Annotated in this window: 24 protein-coding genes, 1 tRNA gene and 1 pseudogene; 8 read left to right on the top strand and 18 right to left on the bottom strand. The window is 67.2% G+C overall.

What is annotated here, in order from left to right; translation table 11 throughout:
• Positions 1 to 5: 5 nt before the first annotated feature.
• Positions 6 to 305, bottom strand: coding sequence for a TFIIB-type zinc ribbon-containing protein (locus AC06FD_RS01235; protein ID WP_259206312.1), 300 nt, complete (start codon positions 303 to 305; stop codon positions 6 to 8).
• A gap of 162 nt (positions 306 to 467) precedes the next feature.
• Here AC06FD_RS01235 and AC06FD_RS01230 point away from each other — a divergent pair, with 162 nt between their 5' ends.
• The 3 genes from AC06FD_RS01230 (at position 468) to AC06FD_RS01220 (ending at position 2,844) form a co-directional block, all read left to right on the top strand.
• Complete coding sequence (locus tag AC06FD_RS01230; protein WP_478076796.1) at positions 468 to 1,232, top strand: CPBP family glutamic-type intramembrane protease; 765 nt, start codon at positions 468 to 470, stop codon at positions 1,230 to 1,232.
• Positions 1,233 to 1,317: 85 nt separating this feature from the next.
• Positions 1,318 to 1,719 (top strand): response regulator, encoded by a 402-nt coding sequence (locus tag AC06FD_RS01225; RefSeq protein ID WP_394161131.1) that lies wholly within the window; start codon positions 1,318 to 1,320, stop codon positions 1,717 to 1,719.
• A 462-nt stretch (positions 1,720 to 2,181) separates the two neighbouring features.
• A complete protein-coding gene (locus tag AC06FD_RS01220) occupies positions 2,182 to 2,844 on the top strand; it encodes a DUF3011 domain-containing protein (RefSeq protein ID WP_478076795.1) in 663 nt (220 codons plus the stop codon).
• A gap of 28 nt (positions 2,845 to 2,872) precedes the next feature.
• On the opposite strand, the gene AC06FD_RS01215 is transcribed toward AC06FD_RS01220, so the two are convergent.
• The gene (locus AC06FD_RS01215; protein WP_478076794.1) at positions 2,873 to 3,547 is read right to left on the bottom strand and encodes an MliC family protein; all 675 of its coding nucleotides are present in this window, start codon (positions 3,545 to 3,547) and stop codon (positions 2,873 to 2,875) included.
• Between the two features lie 279 nt (positions 3,548 to 3,826).
• Between AC06FD_RS01215 and AC06FD_RS01210 the strand changes: the two genes are divergently transcribed.
• Both AC06FD_RS01210 and AC06FD_RS01205 read left to right on the top strand, forming a co-directional pair.
• Complete coding sequence (locus AC06FD_RS01210; RefSeq protein WP_259206320.1) at positions 3,827 to 3,982, top strand: hypothetical protein; 156 nt, start codon at positions 3,827 to 3,829, stop codon at positions 3,980 to 3,982.
• Positions 3,983 to 4,275: 293 nt separating this feature from the next.
• Positions 4,276 to 5,718 (top strand): S41 family peptidase, encoded by a 1,443-nt coding sequence (locus AC06FD_RS01205; RefSeq protein ID WP_478076793.1) that lies wholly within the window; start codon positions 4,276 to 4,278, stop codon positions 5,716 to 5,718.
• An 11-nt stretch (positions 5,719 to 5,729) separates the two neighbouring features.
• On the opposite strand, the gene AC06FD_RS01200 is transcribed toward AC06FD_RS01205, so the two are convergent.
• Both AC06FD_RS01200 and AC06FD_RS01195 read right to left on the bottom strand, forming a co-directional pair.
• Positions 5,730 to 6,620, bottom strand: a complete 891-nt coding sequence (locus tag AC06FD_RS01200) for an NAD-dependent epimerase/dehydratase family protein (protein ID WP_478076792.1) — start codon at positions 6,618 to 6,620, stop codon at positions 5,730 to 5,732.
• A gap of 94 nt (positions 6,621 to 6,714) precedes the next feature.
• The gene (locus AC06FD_RS01195) at positions 6,715 to 7,152 is read right to left on the bottom strand and encodes a hypothetical protein (RefSeq protein WP_478076791.1); all 438 of its coding nucleotides are present in this window, start codon (positions 7,150 to 7,152) and stop codon (positions 6,715 to 6,717) included.
• Between the two features lie 138 nt (positions 7,153 to 7,290).
• On the opposite strand from AC06FD_RS01195, the gene AC06FD_RS01190 reads away from it, so the two are divergent.
• The 3 genes from AC06FD_RS01190 to AC06FD_RS01180 all read left to right on the top strand — a co-directional run bounded on the left by AC06FD_RS01190 (position 7,291) and on the right by AC06FD_RS01180 (position 10,924).
• Positions 7,291 to 8,163 carry a hypothetical protein gene (locus tag AC06FD_RS01190; protein ID WP_478076790.1) on the top strand — a complete coding sequence of 291 codons (873 nt, stop codon included), beginning with the start codon at positions 7,291 to 7,293 and terminating at the stop codon, positions 8,161 to 8,163.
• A gap of 281 nt (positions 8,164 to 8,444) precedes the next feature.
• Positions 8,445 to 9,272 (top strand): hypothetical protein, encoded by an 828-nt coding sequence (locus AC06FD_RS01185; RefSeq protein ID WP_478076789.1) that lies wholly within the window; start codon positions 8,445 to 8,447, stop codon positions 9,270 to 9,272.
• A gap of 581 nt (positions 9,273 to 9,853) precedes the next feature.
• On the top strand, positions 9,854 to 10,924 hold the full coding sequence (locus AC06FD_RS01180; RefSeq protein WP_478076788.1) for an acyltransferase family protein: 1,071 nt from the start codon (positions 9,854 to 9,856) through the stop codon (positions 10,922 to 10,924).
• Positions 10,925 to 10,941: 17 nt separating this feature from the next.
• Here AC06FD_RS01180 and AC06FD_RS01175 read toward each other — a convergent pair whose 3' ends face one another.
• The 14 genes and pseudogenes from AC06FD_RS01175 to tolR form a co-directional block, all read right to left on the bottom strand.
• Positions 10,942 to 11,121: a DNA methyltransferase gene (locus AC06FD_RS01175; RefSeq protein WP_478076787.1), complete on the bottom strand. Its 180-nt coding sequence runs from the start codon at positions 11,119 to 11,121 to the stop codon at positions 10,942 to 10,944.
• An 11-nt stretch (positions 11,122 to 11,132) separates the two neighbouring features.
• Positions 11,133 to 11,264, bottom strand: coding sequence for a hypothetical protein (locus AC06FD_RS01170; protein WP_478076786.1), 132 nt, complete (start codon positions 11,262 to 11,264; stop codon positions 11,133 to 11,135).
• A gap of 1,375 nt (positions 11,265 to 12,639) precedes the next feature.
• A complete protein-coding gene (locus AC06FD_RS01165) occupies positions 12,640 to 13,641 on the bottom strand; it encodes a zinc metalloprotease (protein WP_478076785.1) in 1,002 nt (333 codons plus the stop codon).
• 14 nt (positions 13,642 to 13,655) lie between these two features.
• Positions 13,656 to 14,492, bottom strand: a complete 837-nt coding sequence (locus AC06FD_RS01160; RefSeq protein ID WP_157804813.1) for a hypothetical protein — start codon at positions 14,490 to 14,492, stop codon at positions 13,656 to 13,658.
• Between the two features lie 334 nt (positions 14,493 to 14,826).
• Positions 14,827 to 15,432 (bottom strand): annotated as a pseudogene (locus AC06FD_RS01155) (phage portal protein); the annotation flags it as partial.
• Between the two features lie 261 nt (positions 15,433 to 15,693).
• Positions 15,694 to 15,769 (bottom strand) — tRNA-Lys (locus AC06FD_RS01150).
• A gap of 75 nt (positions 15,770 to 15,844) precedes the next feature.
• Positions 15,845 to 16,510 carry a 7-cyano-7-deazaguanine synthase QueC gene (queC, locus tag AC06FD_RS01145; RefSeq protein WP_259206335.1) on the bottom strand — a complete coding sequence of 222 codons (666 nt, stop codon included), beginning with the start codon at positions 16,508 to 16,510 and terminating at the stop codon, positions 15,845 to 15,847.
• Between the two features lie 96 nt (positions 16,511 to 16,606).
• Positions 16,607 to 17,305 (bottom strand): 7-carboxy-7-deazaguanine synthase QueE, encoded by a 699-nt coding sequence (queE, locus tag AC06FD_RS01140; RefSeq protein ID WP_259206336.1) that lies wholly within the window; start codon positions 17,303 to 17,305, stop codon positions 16,607 to 16,609.
• 132 nt (positions 17,306 to 17,437) lie between these two features.
• Entirely contained in the window at positions 17,438 to 18,247 is an 810-nt protein-coding gene (ybgF, locus tag AC06FD_RS01135; RefSeq protein ID WP_259206337.1) for a tol-pal system protein YbgF, read from the bottom strand.
• Positions 18,248 to 18,250: 3 nt separating this feature from the next.
• Entirely contained in the window at positions 18,251 to 18,769 is a 519-nt protein-coding gene (gene pal, locus AC06FD_RS01130) for a peptidoglycan-associated lipoprotein Pal (RefSeq protein ID WP_259206338.1), read from the bottom strand.
• A 65-nt stretch (positions 18,770 to 18,834) separates the two neighbouring features.
• Positions 18,835 to 20,154, bottom strand: a complete 1,320-nt coding sequence (gene tolB / locus AC06FD_RS01125) for a Tol-Pal system beta propeller repeat protein TolB (protein WP_259206339.1) — start codon at positions 20,152 to 20,154, stop codon at positions 18,835 to 18,837.
• Positions 20,155 to 20,274: 120 nt separating this feature from the next.
• On the bottom strand, positions 20,275 to 20,697 hold the full coding sequence (locus AC06FD_RS01120; RefSeq protein WP_478076784.1) for a hypothetical protein: 423 nt from the start codon (positions 20,695 to 20,697) through the stop codon (positions 20,275 to 20,277).
• A gap of 45 nt (positions 20,698 to 20,742) precedes the next feature.
• Positions 20,743 to 21,804, bottom strand: coding sequence for a cell envelope integrity protein TolA (tolA, locus tag AC06FD_RS01115; protein ID WP_394161152.1), 1,062 nt, complete (start codon positions 21,802 to 21,804; stop codon positions 20,743 to 20,745).
• Complete coding sequence (tolR, locus tag AC06FD_RS01110; RefSeq protein WP_259206344.1) at positions 21,794 to 22,222, bottom strand: protein TolR; 429 nt, start codon at positions 22,220 to 22,222, stop codon at positions 21,794 to 21,796. Before tolR ends, tolA begins: the two co-directional genes overlap by 11 nt.
• Between the last annotated feature and the right edge of the window lie 20 nt (positions 22,223 to 22,242).

Raw genomic sequence — 22,242 nt, 5'->3', positions numbered from 1 at the left:
GGGGCTCAGAAGTCGAACAGGTCCGACAGGAAGCTCTCTTTCTTCTTCTTGCGGTAGCCGTGCTGGTCGCCATAGGGCTGCTGCTGGCCCAGGTGGCGCGTGTCACGGTGCTGCACGGCCGTCGGCGGCGGTGGCGGCGCGGCGCGCACCGGCGCGGGTGCAGCGGCACCGGCCGAACGCTCGATGATCTTGTCCAGCTCGCCGCGGTCCAGCCACACGCCACGGCACTGCGGGCAGTAATCGATCTCGATGCCCTGGCGCTCGGACATCACCAGCGCCTGGGTCTTGCATACGGGGCATTGCATCGTCGCGCATCCTCATCCTGTTCCAACCCCGACTGTACCTGCGCGCGGATGACTGCAACGCAACACGTGCCGCGGCCATGACCATCGGCACGGGGACTTCCGGCGCGCGCTCGCTGGGCGTCCACGCGGCAGATTGCCTGCCCCCCCGCAAGGAATGCCGTCATGCCCTTCCCAGGACAGACCCGTTGGTGGGCATCGCTACTGGCCCTGCTGGGCGTGGCAATCGGCCTGAACCTGCGCGACCTCAGCGCCGCGATCGGCGTGCCCATCTCGCGCCTGCCGATCCCGTTCGGCGGCAGCCTGCTCGACAACCTGCTGGCGGTGCTGACCGCGGTGCTGCTGGCCTGGCTGCTGAAGCCACGTAACCTGGCGCTGGCGGACAGCCTCGGCCTGCGCTGGCATGGCGCGCGCGGTCCCCTGCTGGTGCTGCTGGCCACCCTGCCCTGCTGGGTCGGCCTGGCCGCGCTTGGCCGGTTGAATACGGCACCCGAGCCGTTGGCATTCCTGCTGCTTGCCGTGCTGTTCCCGCTCGCCGAAGAAATCCTGTATCGCGGCCTCGGCTTTGTTTTCCTGGTCCGCGCACTGCGCTGGCCTGCATGGCTGGCCGCCCTGCCCCAGGCCGTGATGTTCGGCGCCGTGCATTGGTTCGGGGCGGGCGGCATCGACGGGGGCGCCAGCGCCGTGCAGATCCTGGTCTTGATCGCCGTCGGGGGCCTGGCGTTCGCCTGGTTGAACCACCTCGACCGGCTCACGCTGTGGAGCGGCCTGGCCCTGCATGTGTCGCTCAACCTGGCCTGGAACCTGTTCATCCTCGATGAGGCAATGGCCCTGGACGGGAAGGTCACTGCGCTGCGCCTCGCCGCTGCGGCAATGGCCGTGCTCACCCTGGCCTGCTGGCTGCGGCCGTCACCGGACGCGGCGCGGTAGCCGGCGCCGCGTGCACGACCTCCTCACCACGGGCCCCCGCATAATTGCGCGCCCTTTCCGCCCCAGCCCCAAGGAACACCGCGTCATGTTGTTGTCCAAGCGCCACGTTGCACCGCGCGTGCTGTTGATTGAAGACACCGAAGACACCCGTGAATTGAGCCGGATGGCGCTGGAAAGCCAGGCCTGCGATGTGGCTGCGGTGAGTTCGGCCGAAGCCGCGCTGGGGCTGCTGCTGGCCGGCGAGCGGTTCGACCTGGTGTTCACCGATGTCTGCCTGGGCGGCCTGAGCGGGATCGAGGCTGCCGAGCGCATCAAGGCGTTCCAGCCCAGCCTGCCGGTGCTGGTCACCTCCGGGCTGGACCCGGCCGACGTCACCGCACAGCTGCGCCCGGGCATCCATTTCCTGCCCAAGCCATACTCGATGAGCGAGCTGCTGGACGCCATCCGCGCCTGCTTCGGTGCCGTGGAAACCGACCAGGCCGCGTGAGGCGGGTGCGCTCAGTTGCGGGGCGTGTAGCGCTTGTTGCCTGACGGCGTCAGGCAGTAGCGGCCACCCCGTGGGCCCGTGCACAGCGCGCCCGCGCTGCACGGACAGCTGCCCGCCGCAGTCGCGGCAGGCGGGGCGACCCGCGCGCTGTTGCCTGGGGCGCTGCAGACCTTTTTCGACGCACTGACCGAGCCATCGTTGCAGACGAACCGGCCTGCGGCGCAGTGCGAGACCCCACCCTTGCGACCGGAGCATGGCGTGTTGCCCGCGTCCGCAATCACGCTCGCCATCAGGCACGTCGCCAGCAGCAGCCAGGCCATCCCGCCTCGTCGTCCGTGACCGCGCATCCCGGCCCCCTGTGGCCACCGCAGCGTTGTGCCGCGGGGAAAGCCTACGCCTTCATCCGGTTTTCATCCATGGATGGCATCGTTCCTCTGTGCCCTCTCCTGCCGGAACCGCACCATGCAGACCCGCCTTCTGCTTACCGCCCCCCTGCTGCTGGCCGCGTCGTTGTCGGACGCCCGTGCCGACGATTTCGTCACCTGCGAAAGCCGCGACAACCGCTACCAGTCCTGCCCGCTGCCGCGCGCCGGCTACGTCAGCCTGGACCGCAAACTCTCCGGCGCCGACTGCCGCCAGGGCCGCAGCTGGGACTACGATCGCCGCGAGGTCTGGGTCGATGATGGCTGCCGCGCCTCCTTCCGGGTGCACGGTGGCGGTTCCCGCGACGATGACCACGACGACAACCATGATGCCAAGGTCGCCGCCGGCGTCCTGATCGGCGCGGCCATCCTCGGCGCGCTGGCCCACAACGCGAGCAAGCAGGATGACCGCTACACCGACGACAACTACCAGGGCCCGCGGCACACGTCCTACGTTCCCGGTTGGATGGTCGGCGAGTTCGAGGGCTACAACCCCATCTACGGGGCCGACATCCGCATGCGCATCGACAGCGACGGCCGCATGAGCGCACAGGCGCGCGGGCAGAACCTGAGCGGCTGGGTCAACGGCGGCCAGCTCAATGTGGGCGGCAACGTGTTCGACATCAACCAGAGCCGCGACGGCTTCGTCACCACCGAAGTCGGCGACCGCCAGAACGAGGTGCGCTACCGTCGCGTGCGCTGAGCACGCATGCGACGTCCGCCGGGCCTGCTCAGCCAGCGGCCTTGCAGCTCATCGTGGTGCCGTAGAAGTCCAGCGTGGCCTCGCCCTGGTGCTCCCAGAACTCCACGCCCTCGCGGGTATAACGGCTGCCGCTGGCGGCCTGGGCCGGGAACACGATCGCCTGGTCCTTGCCCCAGCTGACCACGGCCGCCTGCGGGTCCAGTTCGTTGTAGAACACCACGCTGACCGGCTTGCTGGCGTCATCGCACTGGTACCTCACCGGCGTCGGTGCGGACACGCCGCCACTGCCGATGTTCAGTTCGACGATCCGGGTCTGGTAGGACTCGACCAGGCAGCGGTGACGGTCCACGGCCTGCCAGCAGGCATCTCGCCCTTTCACCCAGCCGCGCTGTTCGGCAGCGATATCCAGCTCATCCGGGCTGGTCTGCACGCGCTTGTAAAGAGCGGCCAGCTGCCGGTCCAGCGCGGCCAGGCGGGCGTCACCACAGACCAGTTTTTCTGATTCGGACTGCGCCTTGGCGCAATCGAATGACGGCGGCTGCAGGGTCGGCTCGGCCGCCGTGGCGGGGGGCGCGGGGGTCGGCACAGGCGTCGTCGTGGCGGTGCCTGGCGCGGGTGCGGGCGTGGCGGTATCGGACGGCGCAGGTTTGGAACAGGCCGCGAGCGCAAGCGCCCCCACCCCCAGCAGGACGAAACGGTTCATGGCACCTCCAACAGCGATCGACGAAAGACCCGCTATTGTGCGCCGAATCGTGCCCGCAACGTGTGCAGGCCAAGCCAGTTCAACGGTGGCGTGCATGCGCGACGGCGCCGTCGGGCCTGCGGCGGACAGGCGGAGCGGGACGACGCGATCCAGCGTGAACATGAATGGCAGGACGGCCTGCGCACCACCCTGACCCCACCCTCATCCGCATGCGACCGCTGCGTAACAGCGATGCGCGCAGCATCGATATCACGACATAACGTCGTAGTGGAGTATGCAATGTCCAACATGCAGAACAACGAAAACAACGTCCAGAAGAATGCCGCCGCCCAGACCGACCAGCAGAAGGAGCAGGAGCGCAAGGACACGCTGGCCAGGCAGCAGAAGCAGGAACAGGACACCAAGGACGCCAGCAAGAACCAGCAGCAGAAGTAACTGCGGCGTAGAGAGTGGGGCTGCGCTACGCGCAGCCTCATGCTGTCGGTGTTTCTTCCCGGCACTCTGTGGTGGAAGCCGTTGAACAGTGCCCACGGGCGAACAGCGTGCAGTGGATACCGCTGTTGCAGCCAGGCGTGCTGCGTAATGCACCGTTGCGTCCAGGACCTGCCATGCGTGCCCCTTTCGCCACCGTGCCGCGTTGGCTAGGATCGAGGTTCGCAGGCGCATGCAGCGCCCTGGCAGGGAGCGCGGTGATGTCGGCAGGACACTTCTCGAGGCCAGGAGCGGTGATGGCCGTCGCGCTGTCGATGGCGTTTGCCAGCCACGCCGCCCCCGCCATTGATCGCGACGCCTGGCGCGGCGATCTGGCGGTACTGAAGCAGACCCTGCAGAACGACTATGCACACTTGGCCTGGATGGCGTCCGGGCAGAGCGGCGTTGACCTGCCCGCCCTCGAGCGCGATGCACAGCAGGCCATCACCACGGCCGGCAGCGATGCGCAGGCGGAACAGGCACTGCGCGCGTTCCTGGCCGGGTTTCACGATGGCCACCTGAAACTGCTGGATCGGCAGGCAACCGAGGCGCCCGCATCGGCCCCCGCCGCAGTGGACCCGCGCACGCTGGAGGCCTCCACAGGCTGCGCGGCGCTGGGCGTACTGGACGAAGGTCGGCACGACTACAGCGTGCCGCTACAGACCCTGCCCGGCTACCACCCTACGGCCGGCGGCGCGGACCCGGCATTGCGCAGTGGGGTCGTCGCGCTGCCGGATGGCCACCGCCTCGGCCTGCTGCGCCTGCATGAATTCGATGCGCTGCGTTACCCCGGCCTGTGCCACCGCCTCTGGGGGCAACTGCGGCATGCCGACACAGTGAACGACATGCGGGCCACGTTGAGTGACGCGTGGGTGGCCGAGATCGCCGCGACGCTGCGGCGCTTCCAGCAGCAGGGCGTGGATGCGGTGCTGGTGGATGTGGGCACCAACCCGGGCGGCGACGACAGCGGCGACACGCTCACGCGCCTGTTCAGCGGCTCGCCGGTGCAGTCGGCGCCGCTTTGGGTCAGCCAGTCCGCGGCCGGCCGCGACTACCTGCAGGAGCAGTACGAGCGCATCGACGATGCCCTGCGCCGCCATCATCCCGACGCAGGCGCGCGTCCGCTGCTGGTCCAGCAGCGCGACCGCTTCGCCGCGTCCCTGCGCGCCACGCAGGCGCCGCCCTGCGACATGACGTGGGTGTGGCAGTCATCGCGCGACTGGCAGGCCCTGCCCTGCCGGCGCCTGGTCGCCGCCGGCAGCTCGGGCGGTCCCCTTGCCACCCCGGCGGTGGACCGCATCAATGATTTCCTGATTGCCCACCGGCTGGACTGGGCCCAGGACCTGCGCCGGCACTGGGCAGCCTGGCAGGGGCCGGTGTATGTGCTCACCGATGCGAAGACCGTCTCCTCGGCGGAAATGTTCGCCGCACGGCTGCAGGACAACCACATCGCACGCGTGGTCGGGAGCACGACCGGCGGCTACGGCTGCGGCTTCATGAGTCCACCACCAGCCCGCACCTTGCCGCACTCGAAGCTGCGCATACGCATCCCGAACTGCGTGCGGCTGCGCGCCGATGGCAGCGACGAAGTGGCCGGCATCTCACCGGACCTGCCCATCGACACGCGCACCGATGAATCGGCCCGCGCCCGCGCGCAGCGGGTGCTGGATGCGGTAAGCGTGGACCTGGCCCGGCACTGACACGCGGCGTGTCAGTCAACCGTGCAGGGCGCGTCGCGCATCGGATGCGGCAGCACTTCGATGGAATGCTCGGCCAACTGCGCCAACACCGCTTCCGGGCCACGCTGGCTTCGCCAGCCCAGGCCGATGCTGGCCGCGGTGGCATCGTGGATGCGGTCGATCACCGGCAGCGCCCAGCCGCGGCGATCGTACTCGGCCAGCCACTGCGGGCAGCGTCGCGCCAGCACCACGCGCGGCTCAGTCACCAGCCGTTCGCAGTCTTCCGGGCCAAACGGCGTGGCGCCGCTGACGATATAGCGCTGGAACATCGGGCCGGTGTTGTGCAGCGCCGCCGCATGCGCGTCGGCCACGTCGCGCACGTCGATGCCGCGGTGCAGCCGGTACAGCAGCAGGCGCTCGGCCGTTTCCGGGAAGCAGCGCGACATGCGGATCACCCGCACCTGGAACCCCGGGCTGGCCGCCTCCTGCAACCACTGCTCGGCCGCCAGCTTGGAACGGTGGTACACCGTGCGCGGCAGCGGCGTCGTGCGTTCGTCGATCCAGGTGCAGCGCCCCGGCACGATGGCATGGCCATACAACGCGGTGGTGCTGGTGAAGACGAAGCGCGACACCCCGGCCTCGCGCGCCAACATCGCCAGCGAGCGCGTGCCTTCGACATTGACGCGTTGGAATTCGCTGTCCGGGACCAGCCCGACGTGCGGCGCATGCAGCGCCGCCGAGTGGATCACCGCGTCCACCCCGACCAGCGCGTTACGCAGTGCCCGCGCGTCGGTGATGTCGGCCACGTGCCGGGTGGTGTTGAAGGGGTTGCGGTCGACCCCCACCACCTCGTGCCGTGCGGCCAGCGCGCCGAAGATCGCGCGCCCTACCCGGCCTGAACTTCCTGTCAGCAGAATCTTCACTGTGTGGGACTTGGTCAGCGCCCGGGAGCTACCGGGATGGCTCGATTGTAGCCATAGTCGGCGGCCAGGGAGTACGCCACGCCGCGCCCCGCGGTCAGTCGCCGTCGGTGCCGGTTACCCGGAGCACATGCCTGGAGCCGGCATTCTCGATGGCAGCACACACCGCCGCCCGGGCGTTCACGTCGCCAATGGCGACACGGATCTCGATGACCGGGTTGACGAACAGGTGCTTGAGCCGCGTGCGAAACGGCACTGGGCGCTTGAACCTGCCGGCCGTGATGAAAAACCGGACGAATCCTTCCCACAGCGTCGCCGCGTGCTCATGCTTTTCCAGCGCGGCGGCCACCAGGTCGATCTGGACCAGATGGGCAGGCAGCGGCAGTTGATTGGGTTCCCAGTCATCACTGTTCCCGACCGCCGCGATGGTCACGCCCTCCCTGCGCGTGTCCAGGACAAGAACGTTGCCAAGCCGGCAGAGCGTCTCGCCGTCCTCGGATTCCAGTCGCGTATGCGTGCGGCCGATTCTGATCATGGTCGGTGAACCAACGTCCGTTTGGTTGAGGCAGCAGACTAGCACCATCGCCGCGGGCGATCGACCAGGCCGCACATTGCCCTGCGGGAGCAGCTCGCCTACGCTCCCGACTCGCTTTCCTCCAGGAACCTCTCGACCATGCAAGGACGCTTGCCCGGGACCGCGCCGCGCGCCCTCCCGGTTGCTCGACCAGGCGGGCAGCGCTGGCGCCGTCGCATCGCCGGCTGGGTCGTATCCGGCGCGCTGGCCCTGCTCGCCGGCCCGGCGGCCGCGGACGCACTCGACGATGCCGGCGTGGCCCAGGAACGCGCGCTGCTGCAGTTCCGGCTGCTGGTGCTGGAGACCGGGGATGCAGGTGCCGTGGCGCGGCTGGCCCGCCAGGACGCGATGGACCTGCTGGCACGCATCGCCGACCAGCGCGGCCTGCTGGAGCAGGTCACGTATCGGCCGGAAGACCTCGACCGCCTGATGGGCATATGCCGACGCGCCCAGGACGCCAACAACCAGCTGTTCCAGCTTGGGGTACCGACGGCCCCCGCCCCCGGGCAACTGCATCAGGCTTTCGCGGTCCGCGTGGAAGAGCAGATGGAACGCAACCGGCTGCGCTTCCAGCCGCAGCTCACCGTGACGCTGCCGTTCGTGATGCGCTGCTCTGCGTTCATGCCGCCACTGTTGGAGCAGGTTCTCGACACCCTGGCGAAACAGGACCTCGCGGAGAGCGAGCGCATCGACCCGGCCCCGATGCGGGCCGGCGTCCAGCGCGGGTATCTGGGCGTGCTACGCATGGTCGATGTCCCCGGCTACGGCCCCGACCTGAAGCAGGCATTGGCAACGGCACTGGCCGATACCGCCGACGCCACCGCACGCATGCTGAGCGTGCCGCAGCGCCAGGCCATCGCCGAGCGCCTGGACGCCAGCGCGGCGGCAGCCGAGGTGGCGCAGCAGGCGCAACTGCGCAAGGCCGCGGCCATCTTCCACGCCGCGCCCTGCAACGCGCTGTGCCAGATGTGACGCGGGCCGGCCACACTGGCGGCCGATAGCGTGCGCCGTGGCTGTGCTGGCCTTCCGGCGCGAGGTTGCGCAGCCCCTCCGGGGCATCTCCGCGGCGAAAACGTTGCCGCCGCGCTACGACGCCTGACTGTCTTCCGATTCGATGCATGCCCGTGCAACCGGGGCTGATCATGCGCAGCAACCCAACGTCCGCGTGGTCGACGCGGGAGACCCGCGGCGGGCGCTCGCACGAAAAGCGGAGTTTAATGACGGCTGGACACTCTCTACACGGAACGTAGCCGATGAAGCCCCTGCTGCTCGCGCTCTGCCTGCTCAGCCCCGCCGCGCTGGCCTGCACCACCCACCACTTGTCGCTGTCGGGCACGGTCACCGTGCCGAGCTGTTCCCCGGCGCAGGACCCCACCGGCTGCGTGCCCGCCGGCAGCACCGTGTATGCGTACACCCAGGCGGTGCCCGACCGCGATACGGTGCTCACGATCGCCCTGCAGGCCAGCCCATGGCGCATGTACGACGCGCAGATGCGCATCCTGTCGGTCGAGGACGTTGCCGCCGCGGCCAGGCCGCAGCTGGTCGGCAAGGTGCAACGCGTCGAGCTGCTCGGCTCATGGACCGGCGTATCGCCCGCCCCGGGCACGCCATCACTCGCCAGCCGCATGTCCACGGCGCTCGGCGGCGTCCCGGTGAGCGGCGAGGACGGCTTCCTCTGGCTGGCCCAGGACGGCACCCGCCGCACGACGCGTCAGGCGTTCACCCTCCGCGAGGGCGATGGGCCGTACTTCCTGCCGCGGGGCGCCGACGTGCTGGTCGCCCTTGCCGCCGGCTGGCCGGCCTTCGTGCAGGCGCGTATCCCGGCCGACGACTCCGACCTGCTCATGCGCGCCGCCGCCGGCGTCGATGTGTTCTTCCTCTGCCCGGACAAGGCCCTGGCCGGCTTCGAGGACGCCGCCGCCAAAGGCAGTGCGATTGCCGCCTACAACGCCGCGTTGATGCGGCTGGAACGCGGCCACGGCGGCGACCGCGCCGCGGCCCTGTTGCTGCTGGAGCGCGGCGCGGCACTCGGCGACGCGCGCTCGCGCGAGCGGCTTGCCAGGGAACAGGCCGCGAACTAGCGGACGCGACCCGCACCGCCCGGTCGGCTGGTGAGCTACTGCCTGCGCCTACGAAAAAAGCGCCACATGGGCGCTTGTTCGCCACGCATGTTCTTCACAGGGCTCCGTAGTGCCGACCGAGGGCGGCGAGCAGCATATGCAGCCGTAGTAGGCGGGGATTGGCCAGTTGTGCGGGCGATGCAGAAAAACCACCTCATGAGGTGCGCAGGCGTGGCGGGGACAGCGGGCGCGCAGGGATGTAGCTGACCTTTCGCCCGCGCGTTCGATCGGGTTCCGCGTCAGATGCGTCAATACCCACTCCGCACAGATCTGTACGCCCAGTCGGGCCATTGGACTACTCCACTAGCCGTGGCACGTGGCACGTAGATCGGGCCACATGCTGCACCTGAGTGCCTGAGGCAGCTCAGCTCAGCGGCGTAAGAGCAGCACCTCGCCCGCACCGTGCAATTGCCGACAAACAGAAACGCGCACACCGGCTGCCCCCTGTTCTCGACACGCAACCCGGGCAAAAGCGTCACCCATCGTTTCCGTCCCCCCTGCGCGCGCGCCACGATCCTGCCGCCTCGCCAGGAGCTGAGCAGATGCCCCAATCACAACGACTTGCCTCACTGCAGGCGCTACGGGGCATCGCCGCGCTTGCGGTGGTGCTGTTCCACCTTCGCGGCGTTGAACTGAAGTACCTGGGCGGGCCCTCGGTGCTGGATGCAGTTGGCCGGTATGCGGATGCAGGCGTGGACTTGTTCTTCGTGCTGTCCGGCTTCGTAATGACCACCATCTGTGCCGGTCGATACACCCGACCAGGCGAGGGGTGGAGGTTCCTGATCAAGCGCGCGTGGCGTGTACTGCCGCTCTACTGGCTCTTCACCACGGTGGTGCTGCTGCTGATGGCCTTCGTGCCTTCAATGGTCAATAGCTCCTACGCAGGGCAGAGCGTACTGGCGTCTTACTTGCTGATCCCACACGGTCAGCTTCCACTGTTGACCGTTGGTTGGACGCTGGTTCACGAAGCCTACTTCTACCTCGTGTTCGCCGCGCTGGTCGCCGCCGTTCCAGAAAGGTTCGTACCCGCCTGCCTCGTTGCTTGGGCGGGCCTGATCGGCGCGGCGAGCTGGATGCCACCCGGTGCGGTCACACCCGCCCACTACATCGTGACAAACCCGCTGACGTACGAGTTCATCGGGGGCGCGTTGTTGGGGCTGTACTGGAGACGCATACCTGCGCAGATGGCGCTGCCGCTGATGGCGTCCGGCGCGGTGCTGGTAGTGGCCGCAGCTGCGCTGCTGCCGGCCGCTGGCCCACCCAGCATCAGTGTCCTGACCCGCGTGGCGTTGTTCGGCACAGCCTCGGTGCTGCTGGTCGCGGGGGCAGTGACGCGAGAAGCGAAGGGCCGATTCTCTGTGCCTGCGATGCTGATCAGAATGGGCGACTACTCCTATTCCTTGTACCTGAGCCATGTGTTCGTCATTTCGGCCATCGGCCGCGTTTGGGCGGCATTCGCGCCTGCGCCGGGCTGGCTAGGCCACGTCGTGTTTGTGGCGATCAGCACCGCCGCCTGCTGCGCGGTCGGTCGGCTGGTCAACGTGTGGATTGAGCGTCCACTGCTGAGGTTGCCGGATCGCGTTCGTTGGACGAAGGGAAAACCTGCCGCATAGCGGCCCGTTCCTATCAGTCAGACATTCGGCGCAGGTTCTCCCAAGCGCCTGTGAGCCGTCTGCGCGTAGTGGTCGGTCATCTCGATCCGAGTCCAGCGGCAGCCCTCAAGATCAGCAGCGACCAGCGTCGTGCCTGAGCCGGCGAACGGGTCGAAGATGCGACCGCCCTTCTCGCAGATCCCCACCAACTTGCGCATCAGGTCAGTGGCTAGCCGGTCATGTGGTGCTTATCGGGCTTGCGCGCGCTCTGCACGATCCCATTGGAGAGGTGCAGGTTGAAGCCGGTACGGCATCCGTTTTTGTCGTCGCGGCGGCGGAACATGCCCAGCGTTCGCAGCAACTCGCAAGCCTTGGCGTGTTGAGCTCGCGGCTGCCCGATTCCTATCGCGCGCTGCCATCGCAGCGGCAATGAAGGCGGCATCGTCGCCGGCTTTCTTGCCGGCAAGCGCCCATGTAGAGGACGATCTACTGTTCGTCTTCCAGGCCATCTGCAGTACTGCAGCACCGATGCATCAGGCTTCGCGCCGGGTCTCACCTCTTGGCTGCCATAGGACGCTCAGCTGCTGCCGCACGCTTCGCGACTGTCGAGCGCATGGCCACCGTCGCCGGCAGCTGACCTTGGCGCGCCACCACCCAATCTTTCAGCACTGCGTCAATCCTGGTCCGCCAGCCGGCATCGGCCGGGTAGATGGCTGTCATGAGACCGCTTGACCTGCACCATCACCGGGTCGGAGACGTTTGCGCTGGACGGGCCGGAGCAGTCCAGGCATAGGACCACGAGGTGCCGCTCGCGAACCTACCGGCCAATCGCTGAGTTCTTGACCGGACATCATCGATAGAAGGGGCGTCACGTGTTACGCGAGGCACGGTGGCGGAATGCTCGCTATCGCGTGGCATCACGGCGCAAGCCTTCCCCTCACCACAACGCGTGAAACCTCATAAAGCGGCTGAATTTTCCGCCAATTTTTTCGAAGACACAAAAAAGGCGCCCTGAGGGCGCCTAAGTCGTTGATGCAATTGGTGGGCCGTGATGGATTCGAACCATCGACCAAAAGATTAAAAGGCTCCACATTCACGCCTGAAAATCAATGACATATGCGTCGCATTTTTTCCGATGCAACCCCGTGGAACCCGCGTTGTAGCGCGGCTGCGAATGCCATTTTTCCGGCGAGCTGCCCGTCCTTCCCCGCCAACACTCCTGTCGATCGACAGGGAGCTGCTGCAGCCGTCGGCGGCCAGCAATCCCATCCGAACGGCGGTGGCAGACGCGACTTGGCCAGCCCGTCCGCGCGCGCCGCCTCCCGATAAGCAGTGATCCTGACCGCATGCGGGCCGGTCTGGTACCTGACTGCACACATCTTGACTGCGGCGTGGGCCTGATCGAATCTGCTGCAGCGACAGCATGCCACACGAGATCCTTCTGCCAATCCGAGCTGGCCATTCCAGGCGCTGCAGTCTCAGTGACTATGGAGCCAACAAGCCACTGCTAACGCTATTTCTAGATGGAGATCGCAAATCGGAGCAAGCAGGAGAGTCCGTAGGAATCCCCCTACTCCGGCGCGTCAATCCTCACCTAAACTAGGAAGGAGGGCTTCCAACGACGCCCACTTGCTTGACTTTTCACGAATCCGCGGCTCGCCGCATGCGAGCCGCGGAAGGCGACGCGTCGGTCGCCGTCGGACGGGAGCGCGCTCCACGCGCTCCCGTCCGACGGCTCACGGTGTGATGACGATTCGGTTCGCGCTGTTGCCGTCCCCGGCCCGGCTCGCGTTAGCAACCGTACCCGCCGGCCGCGTGCACGTGCTGGTGTGCTCGACGGCGTTGGTGACGACGCCATTGGCATCGGTCAACGTGGTCCGCCAGCGGAACGTCGCGGTCGGCAGCGGCGAGGTGTTCGTGCAGCGGAAATTGAAGGTCAGCGGCGAGGGCGTCGCGCTGGTGTAGGTGCCGTTGTAATCGCTGCAGGTCCACCCGGACGCGCACTGGACGATCTTCGTCTGCCGCTTCACCGGAAAGGCGGGATTGCCTTGATAGTGAACCGAGGCGGGGATGTTCACCCCTTGCGGCCCGCTGACGCTGGCGAGGCTCAGGATTTTGAAGGACAGCCCGTAGGCCCACAGGTACTCCTCCATCTCGGCCTCGCACAGCACGCGTTTCACCTGGCCCGCCGGCATGGTCGGGTACATCGGGCAGTTGGAATCGTCGCCGTGGTCGAATCCCACTGCATGCCCGAATTCGTGCAGGAGCGCGGACTCTCCGTCGAACCGATCCGCTGGAATGGTGGGCGCCGTCGTGCAGATGAGCTGGGTGACGCCGGGCGTCTGATCCATGCGCTTGCGGTCGACGTAGATGTCGGCGTTGAGAATGGTCCCCGTGTTCGGATTGACCGTTGTGCGTGTTTCCATTCCTGCGCCGGGGGTGACGTTGTCGGCGTCTTCGACGGTGATGTTCGCGTAGTTGAAGGCCTGAGTCTGTTCGCTGACCCGCGGATGGGTCGCCAGACTGTCGGTGGGCAGGTACAGGTCGGCGCCCACGGCGTTCCAGGCATTGGTCGCGCCGATGGCCGAAAAAATACAGCTCGACACGGAACTGTGGAATCCGACCCGGACGGACGTCACCTCCCATTGCTGATTAACCGCGGCCGGCGCGGCGTGGGCGAAACCCGCGCACGCGAACAGCCCGCTCGCCAGGGCGGCGCGCAAAAATTCGATGTTCATGAAGGCCTCCTGCCTCAGTGCTGGTCCAGGGAAAACGTGCGGAGCTGCCGCTCGGCCGTCTTGATGTCCTTCGGGTTCGCGCCCGAACGCGCCGGTTGCGGGCCGGCGAGCAGGGCGCCGCCGTCGGACACTTCATAGATCAGAAACGGCAGCGCGCTGAACGCCGCCTCCGGTTGCTTGCGCGCCTCGGCCGTCCACTGCTCGTACAGATTCTTCGACAGCGCGAGCAGGTAACGCTTGCCGGGAACGAGAGCGACTTCGGACGACACCTCCATCAGCAGGCCGTCCGGCATGAGCCCGGATTTGCGCGCGAGGTACACCGTGTCTCCCGGCGCGCGCGAACCCTTCAACGAGTCGACGACGGTCAGCGGAATCGCCGACAGGAAACCGTCCAAACGGGTTCGCCCTTGCACGGCCGGCCCGGCGGTGGCGATCACGACCGTGTCGGCCATCGCCATTTGCTCGCCGGGCGAGGCCGTGCCCGAGAAAAATTTGCGCACGAGCTCGAACAGGTCCACATCGCGTTTGCGATAGGCCGATACATCGGCGGCCGTGAAGCCCAGCGCCGCCAGATCGATCGCGGCCTCGCGCGTCGCGGCCTGCCGCTGCTCGACGCTCAAGCCGATGACGTGGCCGGTGGCGTCGCGCAATGGCGCCGGCGGTCGCGCGTCGCCCGTCGCGACCAAGGCCTCGTACGCGCCTTGGCGATCGCGCCGGGACAGGGCTTGTATGCGTTTTTGCTGGTGCGACTGCGCTTGCGCAAGTTCGTTAGCCGGCGCGGCCGAGACGGCGGCCGGGAGCGAGACGGCGGCGCCGCTCAACAGCGCCAGGAAAACCAAAGTTCGTTGCATATCACTTTCTCCTTGCGAGGTGTTCGTCCGTACCGTGGACTGGGGTCGCTGTGCTGAACCGGCGGCCGGACCGCGTCGGCGGTCATTCGTTCGAAGCGAGGCCCCGTGCATGAAGGGCGTGGGCGTTCGACAGTGGCTCCGGCGAGCATAGCCCGGGACGTTCTCACCCGTGTCGGAGTTTTCCTAGGCGGGCCGCCGGATTAATCCTCCATTGCGGCGAACCGCGACGGGGCGCACCGTTGGTGCGTGCGACAAGGGACGCACTGCGATGCGCAGGCACGAACGATCGAACTGAACACATCTCACGACGCGAGCCGCGCGGCGAAATAGCCGCGTCCGTGCCGAGCCATTCATTGATAGCGGTCATGCGCGCCTGCAGCGGGGCCAGCTCCATGGCGGCCCAAACCTGTGCCGCCTTGCCGATATCACCAAAGCCGCTAGAGTTCTGCGCGACGATGCCAAGAAGCTGCGGCTGGACCCGCAGCGCGGTCAGCATGTCGTCGCGGGTGACGTTCTTGATGCCACTGAATTCATCTTTTGCCGCCACCTCGCTGATGGGAATCAGCTTGATGCCATCCTTCTGGCCACCCGGCGAATGCAGGAACAGGTTGCGGAAGTTGCCCACGCCCTTGGAGTCCTTCAGCGCCTGCCGCATTGCGTCCACGTCGCCGTCGTTCACGTTCGCGTCGGACAGGTACAGGATGAAGCCGGCGTGGGACCCGTTGTCGTAGTAGCGGCGGCGGAAAAGGGTCGCCGACTCGTTGAGCAGCGCCGACTGCACTGCCGACAGCCATTCGGGCATGCCGTAGATGTCCTGGTCCACGTCAGCATCGCGAAGCTGGAAGACGCTGCCCGGCTTGAACGCGTGTTCCTCGCGGTAGCCGCGGATTTGGAAGAACTCTCCAAGGACCACCCCTCGGCGGACGTACTGCGCCAGCGGCACAAGCGTTCCAGCGGCGCCCCGATCACAGAGTTCCGACGCTAGTTGAGTCGAAAAGGTTTGCCCTACACGTGCTAAAACATCACGGCCTTGCCGACAGCGAAAACAATATCTCGGGTGGCCACGAATCTGAACCGATGCGGCAGTTTTACGATCAAGATGTGTTGCTCGTGAAACCGCTCCCCAAGCGCTGAATTTTCCGGCAACTTTTCCGGAGACACAAAAAAGGCGCCCTGCGGGCGCCTAAGTCGTTGATGCAATTGGTGGGCCGTGATGGATTCGAACCATCGACCAAAAGATTAAAAGTCTTCTGCTCTACCGACTGAGCTAACGGCCCATTGCTTGCCCCGGCATCGCTGCCGGGGGTGCGCATTCTAACCTATCTTGGCGCCCAGGCGTACCCGTGCGGGGATCAGGCGTAACGGGTCGGGTCGGGCACGCCGGCCTCGGTGAAGCCCTGCGCGCGCAGGCGGCAGGCGTCGCAATGGCCGCAGGCCGCGCCGCTGTCGTCGGCGCTGTAGCAGGACACGGTCAGGCCGAAGTCCACGCCCAGGCGGACGCCTTCACGCACGATGTCGGCCTTGCTCAGGAACTGCAGCGGTGCGTGGACCTTGATCCCCGCCCCTTCCACGCCGGCCTTGGTGGCCAGGTTGGCCAGCGCCTCGAAGGCGGCGATGAATTCGGGCCGGCAATCCGGATAGCCGGAATAGTCGACCGCATTGACGCCGCAGAAGATGTCGTTGGCGCCCAGCACTTCGGCCCAGCCGAGCGCGACCGAGAGCATGATCGTGTTGCGTGCCGGCACGTAGGTGACCGGGATGCCCTCGCCGCCCGCGTCGGGCACATCGATGTCGTCGGTCAGCGCCGAACCGCCGATGCTGCGCAGGTCCACGTTGACGGTCTTGTGCGCGACCACGCCCAGCGCCTTGGCGACCGCGGCGGCGGCATCGAGTTCGGAGGTGTGGCGCTGGCCATAGCGCACGCTCAGGGCATGCACCGCAAAGCCCTGTTCCTGGGCGATGGCGATGACGGCGGCGGAGTCCATGCCGCCGGACAGGAGGACGACTGCTTTCTTCATGGGGGTGTTTCCGGTGGGTTGCGGGAGCCAGCACGCTGTCCCGCGCCGGGATGACTTCAAAAAAAGGCGTAGCGCGCGACCGCTCGCTCGCCGGGATCAACGGCCGGGTTCGTCGTCCCAGAGGATTTTGTGCAGCTGCATCTGGAAACGCACCGGCAGGCGGTCGGCCACGATCCAGTCGGCCAGTTCGCGCGGGCTGACCTGGCCCTTGCTCGGCGAGAACAACACCATCGAGCGCTCGTTGAGCCGGTGCTCGGCCACCATGCCGCGTGCCCAGTCGTAGTCCTCGCGGCTGCACAGCACGAACTTGATCTGGTCGCGGCGGGTCAGCAGCGGCAGGTTGTCCAGCAGGTTGCGGGCCATCTCCCCGGAGCCGGGGGTCTTGAGGTCGACCACGCGCGACACGCGCGGATCGACCGCGCTGACGTCCAGCGCACCGGAGGTCTCCAGCGACACGTCCAGGCCGGCGTCGCACAGCTTTTCCAGCAGCACCAGGCAGCGCTTCTGCGCCAGCGGTTCGCCACCGGTCACGCAGACGTGGTGGACGCCCTGGGCCAGCACCTCGGCCACGATCGCGTCGATGTCCCACCAGGTGCCGCCATGGAAGGCATAGGCGGTGTCGCAGTAGCTGCAGCGCAGCGGGCAGCCGGTCAGGCGCACGAACACGGTCGGCCAGCCGGCGGTATCGGCTTCGCCCTGCAGCGAGGTGAAGATCTCGGTGATCTTCAGGCGCGGCAACGGCGACTGCACGATCTCGCTGGGGAGCGCGGCGGCGGCGGACAAGGAAACGGTCATGGCGGTGATTCTTGGGGGACGGCTGCGGAAACGGCTATAGCCGAGCATGGCTCGGCTCTACGGGAGCCCCGATATCGGGGGATGCAACCGGTGATTATACCGGCACGGCCGCGTGGAGCGACCCGGCGCCGTTCAGCGGATCTGCTGGCCCAGCCGGATCGACTGCAGGCGGTCCTGCGCGGTACGCGCGGCGTCCGAGCCCGGATACGTGGACACGACCTGTTCCAGCGTCGCCTGGGCCTGGTCGACCTTGCCTTCGCCATACTGCGACAGGCCGATCTTGAGCAGGCCACCGGACGCCTTGTCATGGGTCGGGTAGCGCGAGATGAGGTCGCGGAACTGCGCCTCAGCCAGCGGGAAATTGCGGGTGGCGTAATAGCTCTCACCCAGCCAATACAGGGCATTGGGGGTGTAGACGCCGTTGGGGTACAACTCGAGGAAGCTCAGGAAGAGCTGGGCCGAGTCGTCGTAGTTGCCCGCCTTGAGCGAATTGAACGCCACGTTGTACGCGGTACGCTCATCGCCACTGGCGGCCAGGCTGCCAGCATCGCCATGCACGGATGGCGGCCGCTCGGAAGCGGCCGTTGCCGGAGTGGGGGCTGCTGCTGCCGGCTTGGGCGCGGCGGCGGCGGGTGCGGCGGGGAGCACGGGGGCGCCGCCTTCGAGACGGTTCAGGCGGCTGTCCAGGTCCAGGTACTGGTCCTTGGCAGACTGCTTGAGCTGTTCGTTGTCATGCTGCAACTGCTCGACCTGCGACTGCAGCGCCTGCACCTGGGTGCGGAGCTGGTTGAGCTGGTTGAGCATGTCCATGTTGGACTGGTTGTTCTGCACCTGCTGCTCGAGCGAGCCGACGCGGTCGGCCAGGCTCTGCCGCTGCGCATTGGCCGGAGCGGCAGCCACGAGGGCTGCCGCAACGATCATCGATAGAAATCGAAAGCGCATCTATTACTGAGCCGTGTACACGATCTCGACGCGACGGTTCTGCGACCAGCAGGACTCGCCCGACTCGGTGCAGACCGGACGCTCTTCGCCGTAGGACACGACGGTCAGCTGCGACGCCGAGCCACCGTTGGCCTGCAGGGCGGAGTTGACGCCATTGCCACGACGCTCGCCCAGGGCCTGGTTGTACGCGCGCGAACCGCGCTCGTCGGTGTGGCCCTGCAGGGTGATGCGCGAGGACGGACGGTCACGCAGGTACTTGGCGTGGCAAGCCATGATGGCCTGGAATTCCGGCTTCACTTCTTCCTTGTCCAGGTCGAAGTACACCACGCGCTGGCGGAGGCAGGAATCGGTATCCAGGTCGCCCGGGCCGTACAGGCCGGAGGTCGACGGGCCGGTCGGGCTGGTGGACGAGGAGCCGGTATCAACCGCGGCTGCCGGCTGTTCCTTCACCTTCTTGGAGCAACCGGCCAGGGCGGCCACGGACAGCAGGGAGACAAGCAGAACTCGGGTGGTCTTGTTCATGGCGATACCTTTGAGGCTCCTAAAGCCGGATGTGGGATGAATACGGTGGAAATCTTAACACTCTGTTAGCGCTTTGTACGGTATGGCGACCAAGAAGGCTCACGAACATCACCGTCCGCCAGCACCAGCCGCTGGCGCACGCGCGCATCGGCCGAAACGGCATACAACACGCCACGACCACCCTCGCGGGCGGCGTACAACACCATGCTTGCGTTGGGCGCAAAGCTCGGCGATTCATCCAGCGACCCCGGCGACAGCGTGCTCCAGCGCGCCGAGCCCAGGCTGCTGTCCATCATCGCGATCTTGTAGGTATTGCCGCTGCCTTGGGCCACCACGAGCTTCTTGCCGTCGAAGGACAGGCTCGGGGTGGCGTTGTAGTTGCCCTGGAAGGTCACGCGCGAGGCGCTGCCACCGCTGGAGGGCACCTGGTAGATCTGCGGGCGGCCGCCACGGTCGGAGGTGAAATAGACGCTGGAACCGTCTGCACTCCAGGTCGGCTCGGTGTCGATGGCGAAGTGGTTGGTCAGCTGGGTCAGCTGCTTGCTGCCCAGGTCCATCACGTAGATTTCCGGGTTGCCGCTGCGCGACAGCGACAGGGCCAGGCGACGGCCGTCCGGGGAGAACGACGGGGCGCTGTTGATGCCGCGGAAGCTGGTGACCAGTTCCCGGGCGCCGGTGGAGATGTTCTGGATGTAGATCGCCGAATTGCCCCGCTCGAAGCTGACGTAGGCCAGACGGTTGCCGTCCGGGCTCCACGACGGGGACAGCAGCGGCTCGGCCGAGCGGACGATGGTCTGCGGGTTGAAGCCATCCGAATCGGCCACCATCAGCGCATAGCGCATGGCATCGCCCTTGCCGCTGGCGGTGACATAGGCAATGCGGGTCCAGAAGGCGCCACGCACCCCGGTGATCTTCTCGTAGATGGCGTCGGCCATCTGGTGGGCGACATCGCGCATGGCATTGCCACGGGCGGTCATCGCCAGGCCCAGCAGGCGCTCGCCCTTGGGCACGTCGTACAGCTCGTACTCGACCCGGTAGGCGCCGGCGCCGGCGTCCATGACGCGGCCGACCACGATGTAGTTCTGCTTCAGCGCGCGCCAGGTGGCGAACTGGATCTCGCTACCACGGGTGGGCTTTTCGACGATCTGCGCCTCGGGAAGGGTGCGGAACTGGCCTGAGCGCTCCAGATCGGCCCGGACCACGGCGGCCACATCGGTCTGCGGCGCACCGGCCGAGCCCTGGTACGGCATGGGCACGACGGTGATCGGGGTAGCGGAGGCGTTGCCGCCGATGATGTCGATATCCAGCCCCTTCTGCTGCGCCACGGCAGCAAAGGGCAACAACAGGGCCGCGAATACGGCAAGCCAGCGAGGCATCTTCTTCATGGATCGCTCAATAGGGGGAAACAGCAACGAGGGATAACAGGGCGGCAGTGAACCGTTTCGCAATCATGAACCAAAGGTGCGTGAAAGCAGAGTCACCGCGCCCCCGAAACTCACCATCCGTTAACGCGGGGCGGTGAACTGGAGGTTCAGGCTGCGCTCGAACACCCGCTCGAAGCCCCGGTAGGGCAACGGCTGGGCGCGCATGACGGCACGCTCGAGCCCGGCCCGCCCGGCCGCGTCGAACTCACAGTCAGGATCGGCCTGGACCGAGCCCACCGCCCCACCCGGCAACTGCCTGATCGCCAGCCGGCAGCGCGCACCGGAGGGCACCGACGCGCCGATCGACCACTGCGCGATGATCGCGTCGCGGATCGCAGCGGCGTACCGGGCGCGCAGCGCCTCGTCGTCGGCCGGAGCCACGAGGCGGCTGGCCGCGGGGCGGCCGGCGGCGGCGGCATCTGCGCCCGCAGGCGCGGTGCCTGCCCGGGAAAGCAACGGCAACGCCAGCGCCACGAGGGTCACAAGCAGGGAGGTTGGTTTCATCGGGAAGGCCTCGATGGTCGCAGGACGGTCACGGACCGCGCGGGATCAATCCTGCGCGGTGAAGTTGAAGTTGATCGTGCGCTGGAACACCGACTCGAAGCCGCGGTACGGCAGCGGCTGGGCGTTGAGCACCGCCGCCTCGATCGAGCGCTTGCCGGCCTCGTCGAACGCGCAGTTGCCCACGACCTTGGCCTGGATGACCTGCCCGCCCGGGATCTGGGTGATCGAGACCTGGCAGCGCTGGCCCAGCGGGACCGAATCGGGACGGGTCCACTGCCCCTTCACCTTCTGCTGGATGGCCGCGGCGTACTTGGCCGACAGATCATCACTGGTACCGCCGGCGCCGGAGGCCGGCTTGGCCACGCCGGTGGCGCCGGTGGTGGCGGCCGTGCCGGTCGCCGCGCGCGCGGCGGTCACCTGGCGCAGCTTCTGCTCGGCCAGCTTGGCTTCGTTTTCGGCCTGGGCGCGCTTGCGGCGGATCTCGGCCAGCTTCTTGTCGCGTTCGGCGTCGGCCTTGGCGTCGTTGGCCTTCTGCTCCTGCTCGGCCAGCTTCTTCTTCTGATCGGCCTCTTCCTGCTGCTTGGCCAGGCGCAGCTTCTGCTCGGCCTGCTCCTGGCGCTTGCGCTCGGTCAGGTCGATCTGTTCCTGGCGGCGCTTGGCCTCCTGCTCCTGCTTGGCCTTTTCAGCCGAGATCGCCAGGGCGTTGACCGCGTCCTGGTCGACGGTGTCGGGCTGGGCCACGCGCTCCTGCGCCTGTTGCTGCTGCGGCGTGGGTGCGTCCTGCGGACGCGGCTCCTCGATCGGCTGCGGCGGCGGCACGGTGTCTTCGGGGATCGGCTCGGGCGGCAGCACCGGTTCGGGCAGGTCCGGCAGCTTTTCCGAGGCACGCAGCGCCTGGCGCGCGGCAGCCGCCTCGGAGGCGGACAACTGCATGCTGGCTTCGATCGCCGGATCGCCGGCGGCGGCCTCGGTGGTGCGCTGCGGCGACCACAGCCAGGCGGCAATGAACACCAGCGCCAGCAGCAGGTGCACGCCAAGCGCCAGCGCGATCGGCAGACCCCACTTCTCCTCGGACGGGCGCTGCGGTGGCAGGGCTTCAGCGTGCATCGGTCGCCAGGCCCACCTTTTCCACGTTGGCGCGCTTGATCACGTCCATGGCCGCGATCACTTTTTCATAGGCCACGGCCTTGTCGGCGGCCACGATCACGCGCAGGTTCTTGTCCTGCGCGGCGAGTGCGCCCAGCTGCGCCTGCAGCTGGCCGGCCTCCATCGGGGCCGGTTCCTTGGCGTCGGGCAGTTTCAGGCTGAGCTGGCCGTCCAGGCGGACCGAGACGATCACCGGGTCCTGCTTGCTTTCCAGGGCCTTGGCCTGGGAGTTGGGCAGGTCCACATCGAAGCTCAGGGTGAGCAGCGGCGCGGTGACCATGAAGATGATCAGCAGCACCAGCATCACGTCGATGTAGGGCACCACGTTGATTTCGGATTTGAGCTTGCGGCGCTTGCGGCGGCCGATGGCAGCAGTCATGGCAGGGTCCTTGGTGCGGG

It is taken from the genome of Stenotrophomonas sp. Steno-Z1 (assembly GCF_056393175.1).
Note: the sequence above shows the minus strand (reverse complement) of the source record. Positions and strands in the feature narration are given on the sequence as shown.

What these genes read in the sequence shown, in the direction of transcription:
- AC06FD_RS01120 (WP_478076784.1), bottom strand. Translation starts at nt 20,697, where the DNA reads ATGAAACCAACCTCCCTGCTTGTGACCCTCGTGGCGCTGGCGTTGCCG.
- AC06FD_RS01195 (WP_478076791.1), bottom strand. Translation starts at nt 7,152, where the DNA reads ATGATCAGAATCGGCCGCACGCATACGCGACTGGAATCCGAGGACGGC.
- tolR (WP_259206344.1), bottom strand. Translation starts at nt 22,222, where the DNA reads ATGACTGCTGCCATCGGCCGCCGCAAGCGCCGCAAGCTCAAATCCGAA.
- AC06FD_RS01165 (WP_478076785.1), bottom strand. Translation starts at nt 13,641, where the DNA reads ATGAACATCGAATTTTTGCGCGCCGCCCTGGCGAGCGGGCTGTTCGCG.
- ybgF (WP_259206337.1), bottom strand. Translation starts at nt 18,247, where the DNA reads ATGCGCTTTCGATTTCTATCGATGATCGTTGCGGCAGCCCTCGTGGCT.
- AC06FD_RS01220 (WP_478076795.1), top strand. Translation starts at nt 2,182, where the DNA reads ATGCAGACCCGCCTTCTGCTTACCGCCCCCCTGCTGCTGGCCGCGTCG.
- AC06FD_RS01205 (WP_478076793.1), top strand. Translation starts at nt 4,276, where the DNA reads ATGGCCGTCGCGCTGTCGATGGCGTTTGCCAGCCACGCCGCCCCCGCC.
- AC06FD_RS01175 (WP_478076787.1), bottom strand. Translation starts at nt 11,121, where the DNA reads ATGCGCAAGTTGGTGGGGATCTGCGAGAAGGGCGGTCGCATCTTCGAC.
- AC06FD_RS01230 (WP_478076796.1), top strand. Translation starts at nt 468, where the DNA reads ATGCCCTTCCCAGGACAGACCCGTTGGTGGGCATCGCTACTGGCCCTG.
- queC (WP_259206335.1), bottom strand. Translation starts at nt 16,510, where the DNA reads ATGAAGAAAGCAGTCGTCCTCCTGTCCGGCGGCATGGACTCCGCCGCC.
- AC06FD_RS01180 (WP_478076788.1), top strand. Translation starts at nt 9,854, where the DNA reads ATGCCCCAATCACAACGACTTGCCTCACTGCAGGCGCTACGGGGCATC.
- AC06FD_RS01185 (WP_478076789.1), top strand. Translation starts at nt 8,445, where the DNA reads ATGAAGCCCCTGCTGCTCGCGCTCTGCCTGCTCAGCCCCGCCGCGCTG.
- AC06FD_RS01225 (WP_394161131.1), top strand. Translation starts at nt 1,318, where the DNA reads ATGTTGTTGTCCAAGCGCCACGTTGCACCGCGCGTGCTGTTGATTGAA.
- AC06FD_RS01210 (WP_259206320.1), top strand. Translation starts at nt 3,827, where the DNA reads ATGTCCAACATGCAGAACAACGAAAACAACGTCCAGAAGAATGCCGCC.
- AC06FD_RS01215 (WP_478076794.1), bottom strand. Translation starts at nt 3,547, where the DNA reads ATGAACCGTTTCGTCCTGCTGGGGGTGGGGGCGCTTGCGCTCGCGGCC.
- pal (WP_259206338.1), bottom strand. Translation starts at nt 18,769, where the DNA reads ATGAACAAGACCACCCGAGTTCTGCTTGTCTCCCTGCTGTCCGTGGCC.
- tolB (WP_259206339.1), bottom strand. Translation starts at nt 20,154, where the DNA reads ATGAAGAAGATGCCTCGCTGGCTTGCCGTATTCGCGGCCCTGTTGTTG.
- AC06FD_RS01235 (WP_259206312.1), bottom strand. Translation starts at nt 305, where the DNA reads ATGCAATGCCCCGTATGCAAGACCCAGGCGCTGGTGATGTCCGAGCGC.
- AC06FD_RS01160 (WP_157804813.1), bottom strand. Translation starts at nt 14,492, where the DNA reads ATGCAACGAACTTTGGTTTTCCTGGCGCTGTTGAGCGGCGCCGCCGTC.
- tolA (WP_394161152.1), bottom strand. Translation starts at nt 21,804, where the DNA reads ATGCACGCTGAAGCCCTGCCACCGCAGCGCCCGTCCGAGGAGAAGTGG.
- AC06FD_RS01190 (WP_478076790.1), top strand. Translation starts at nt 7,291, where the DNA reads ATGCAAGGACGCTTGCCCGGGACCGCGCCGCGCGCCCTCCCGGTTGCT.
- queE (WP_259206336.1), bottom strand. Translation starts at nt 17,305, where the DNA reads ATGACCGTTTCCTTGTCCGCCGCCGCCGCGCTCCCCAGCGAGATCGTG.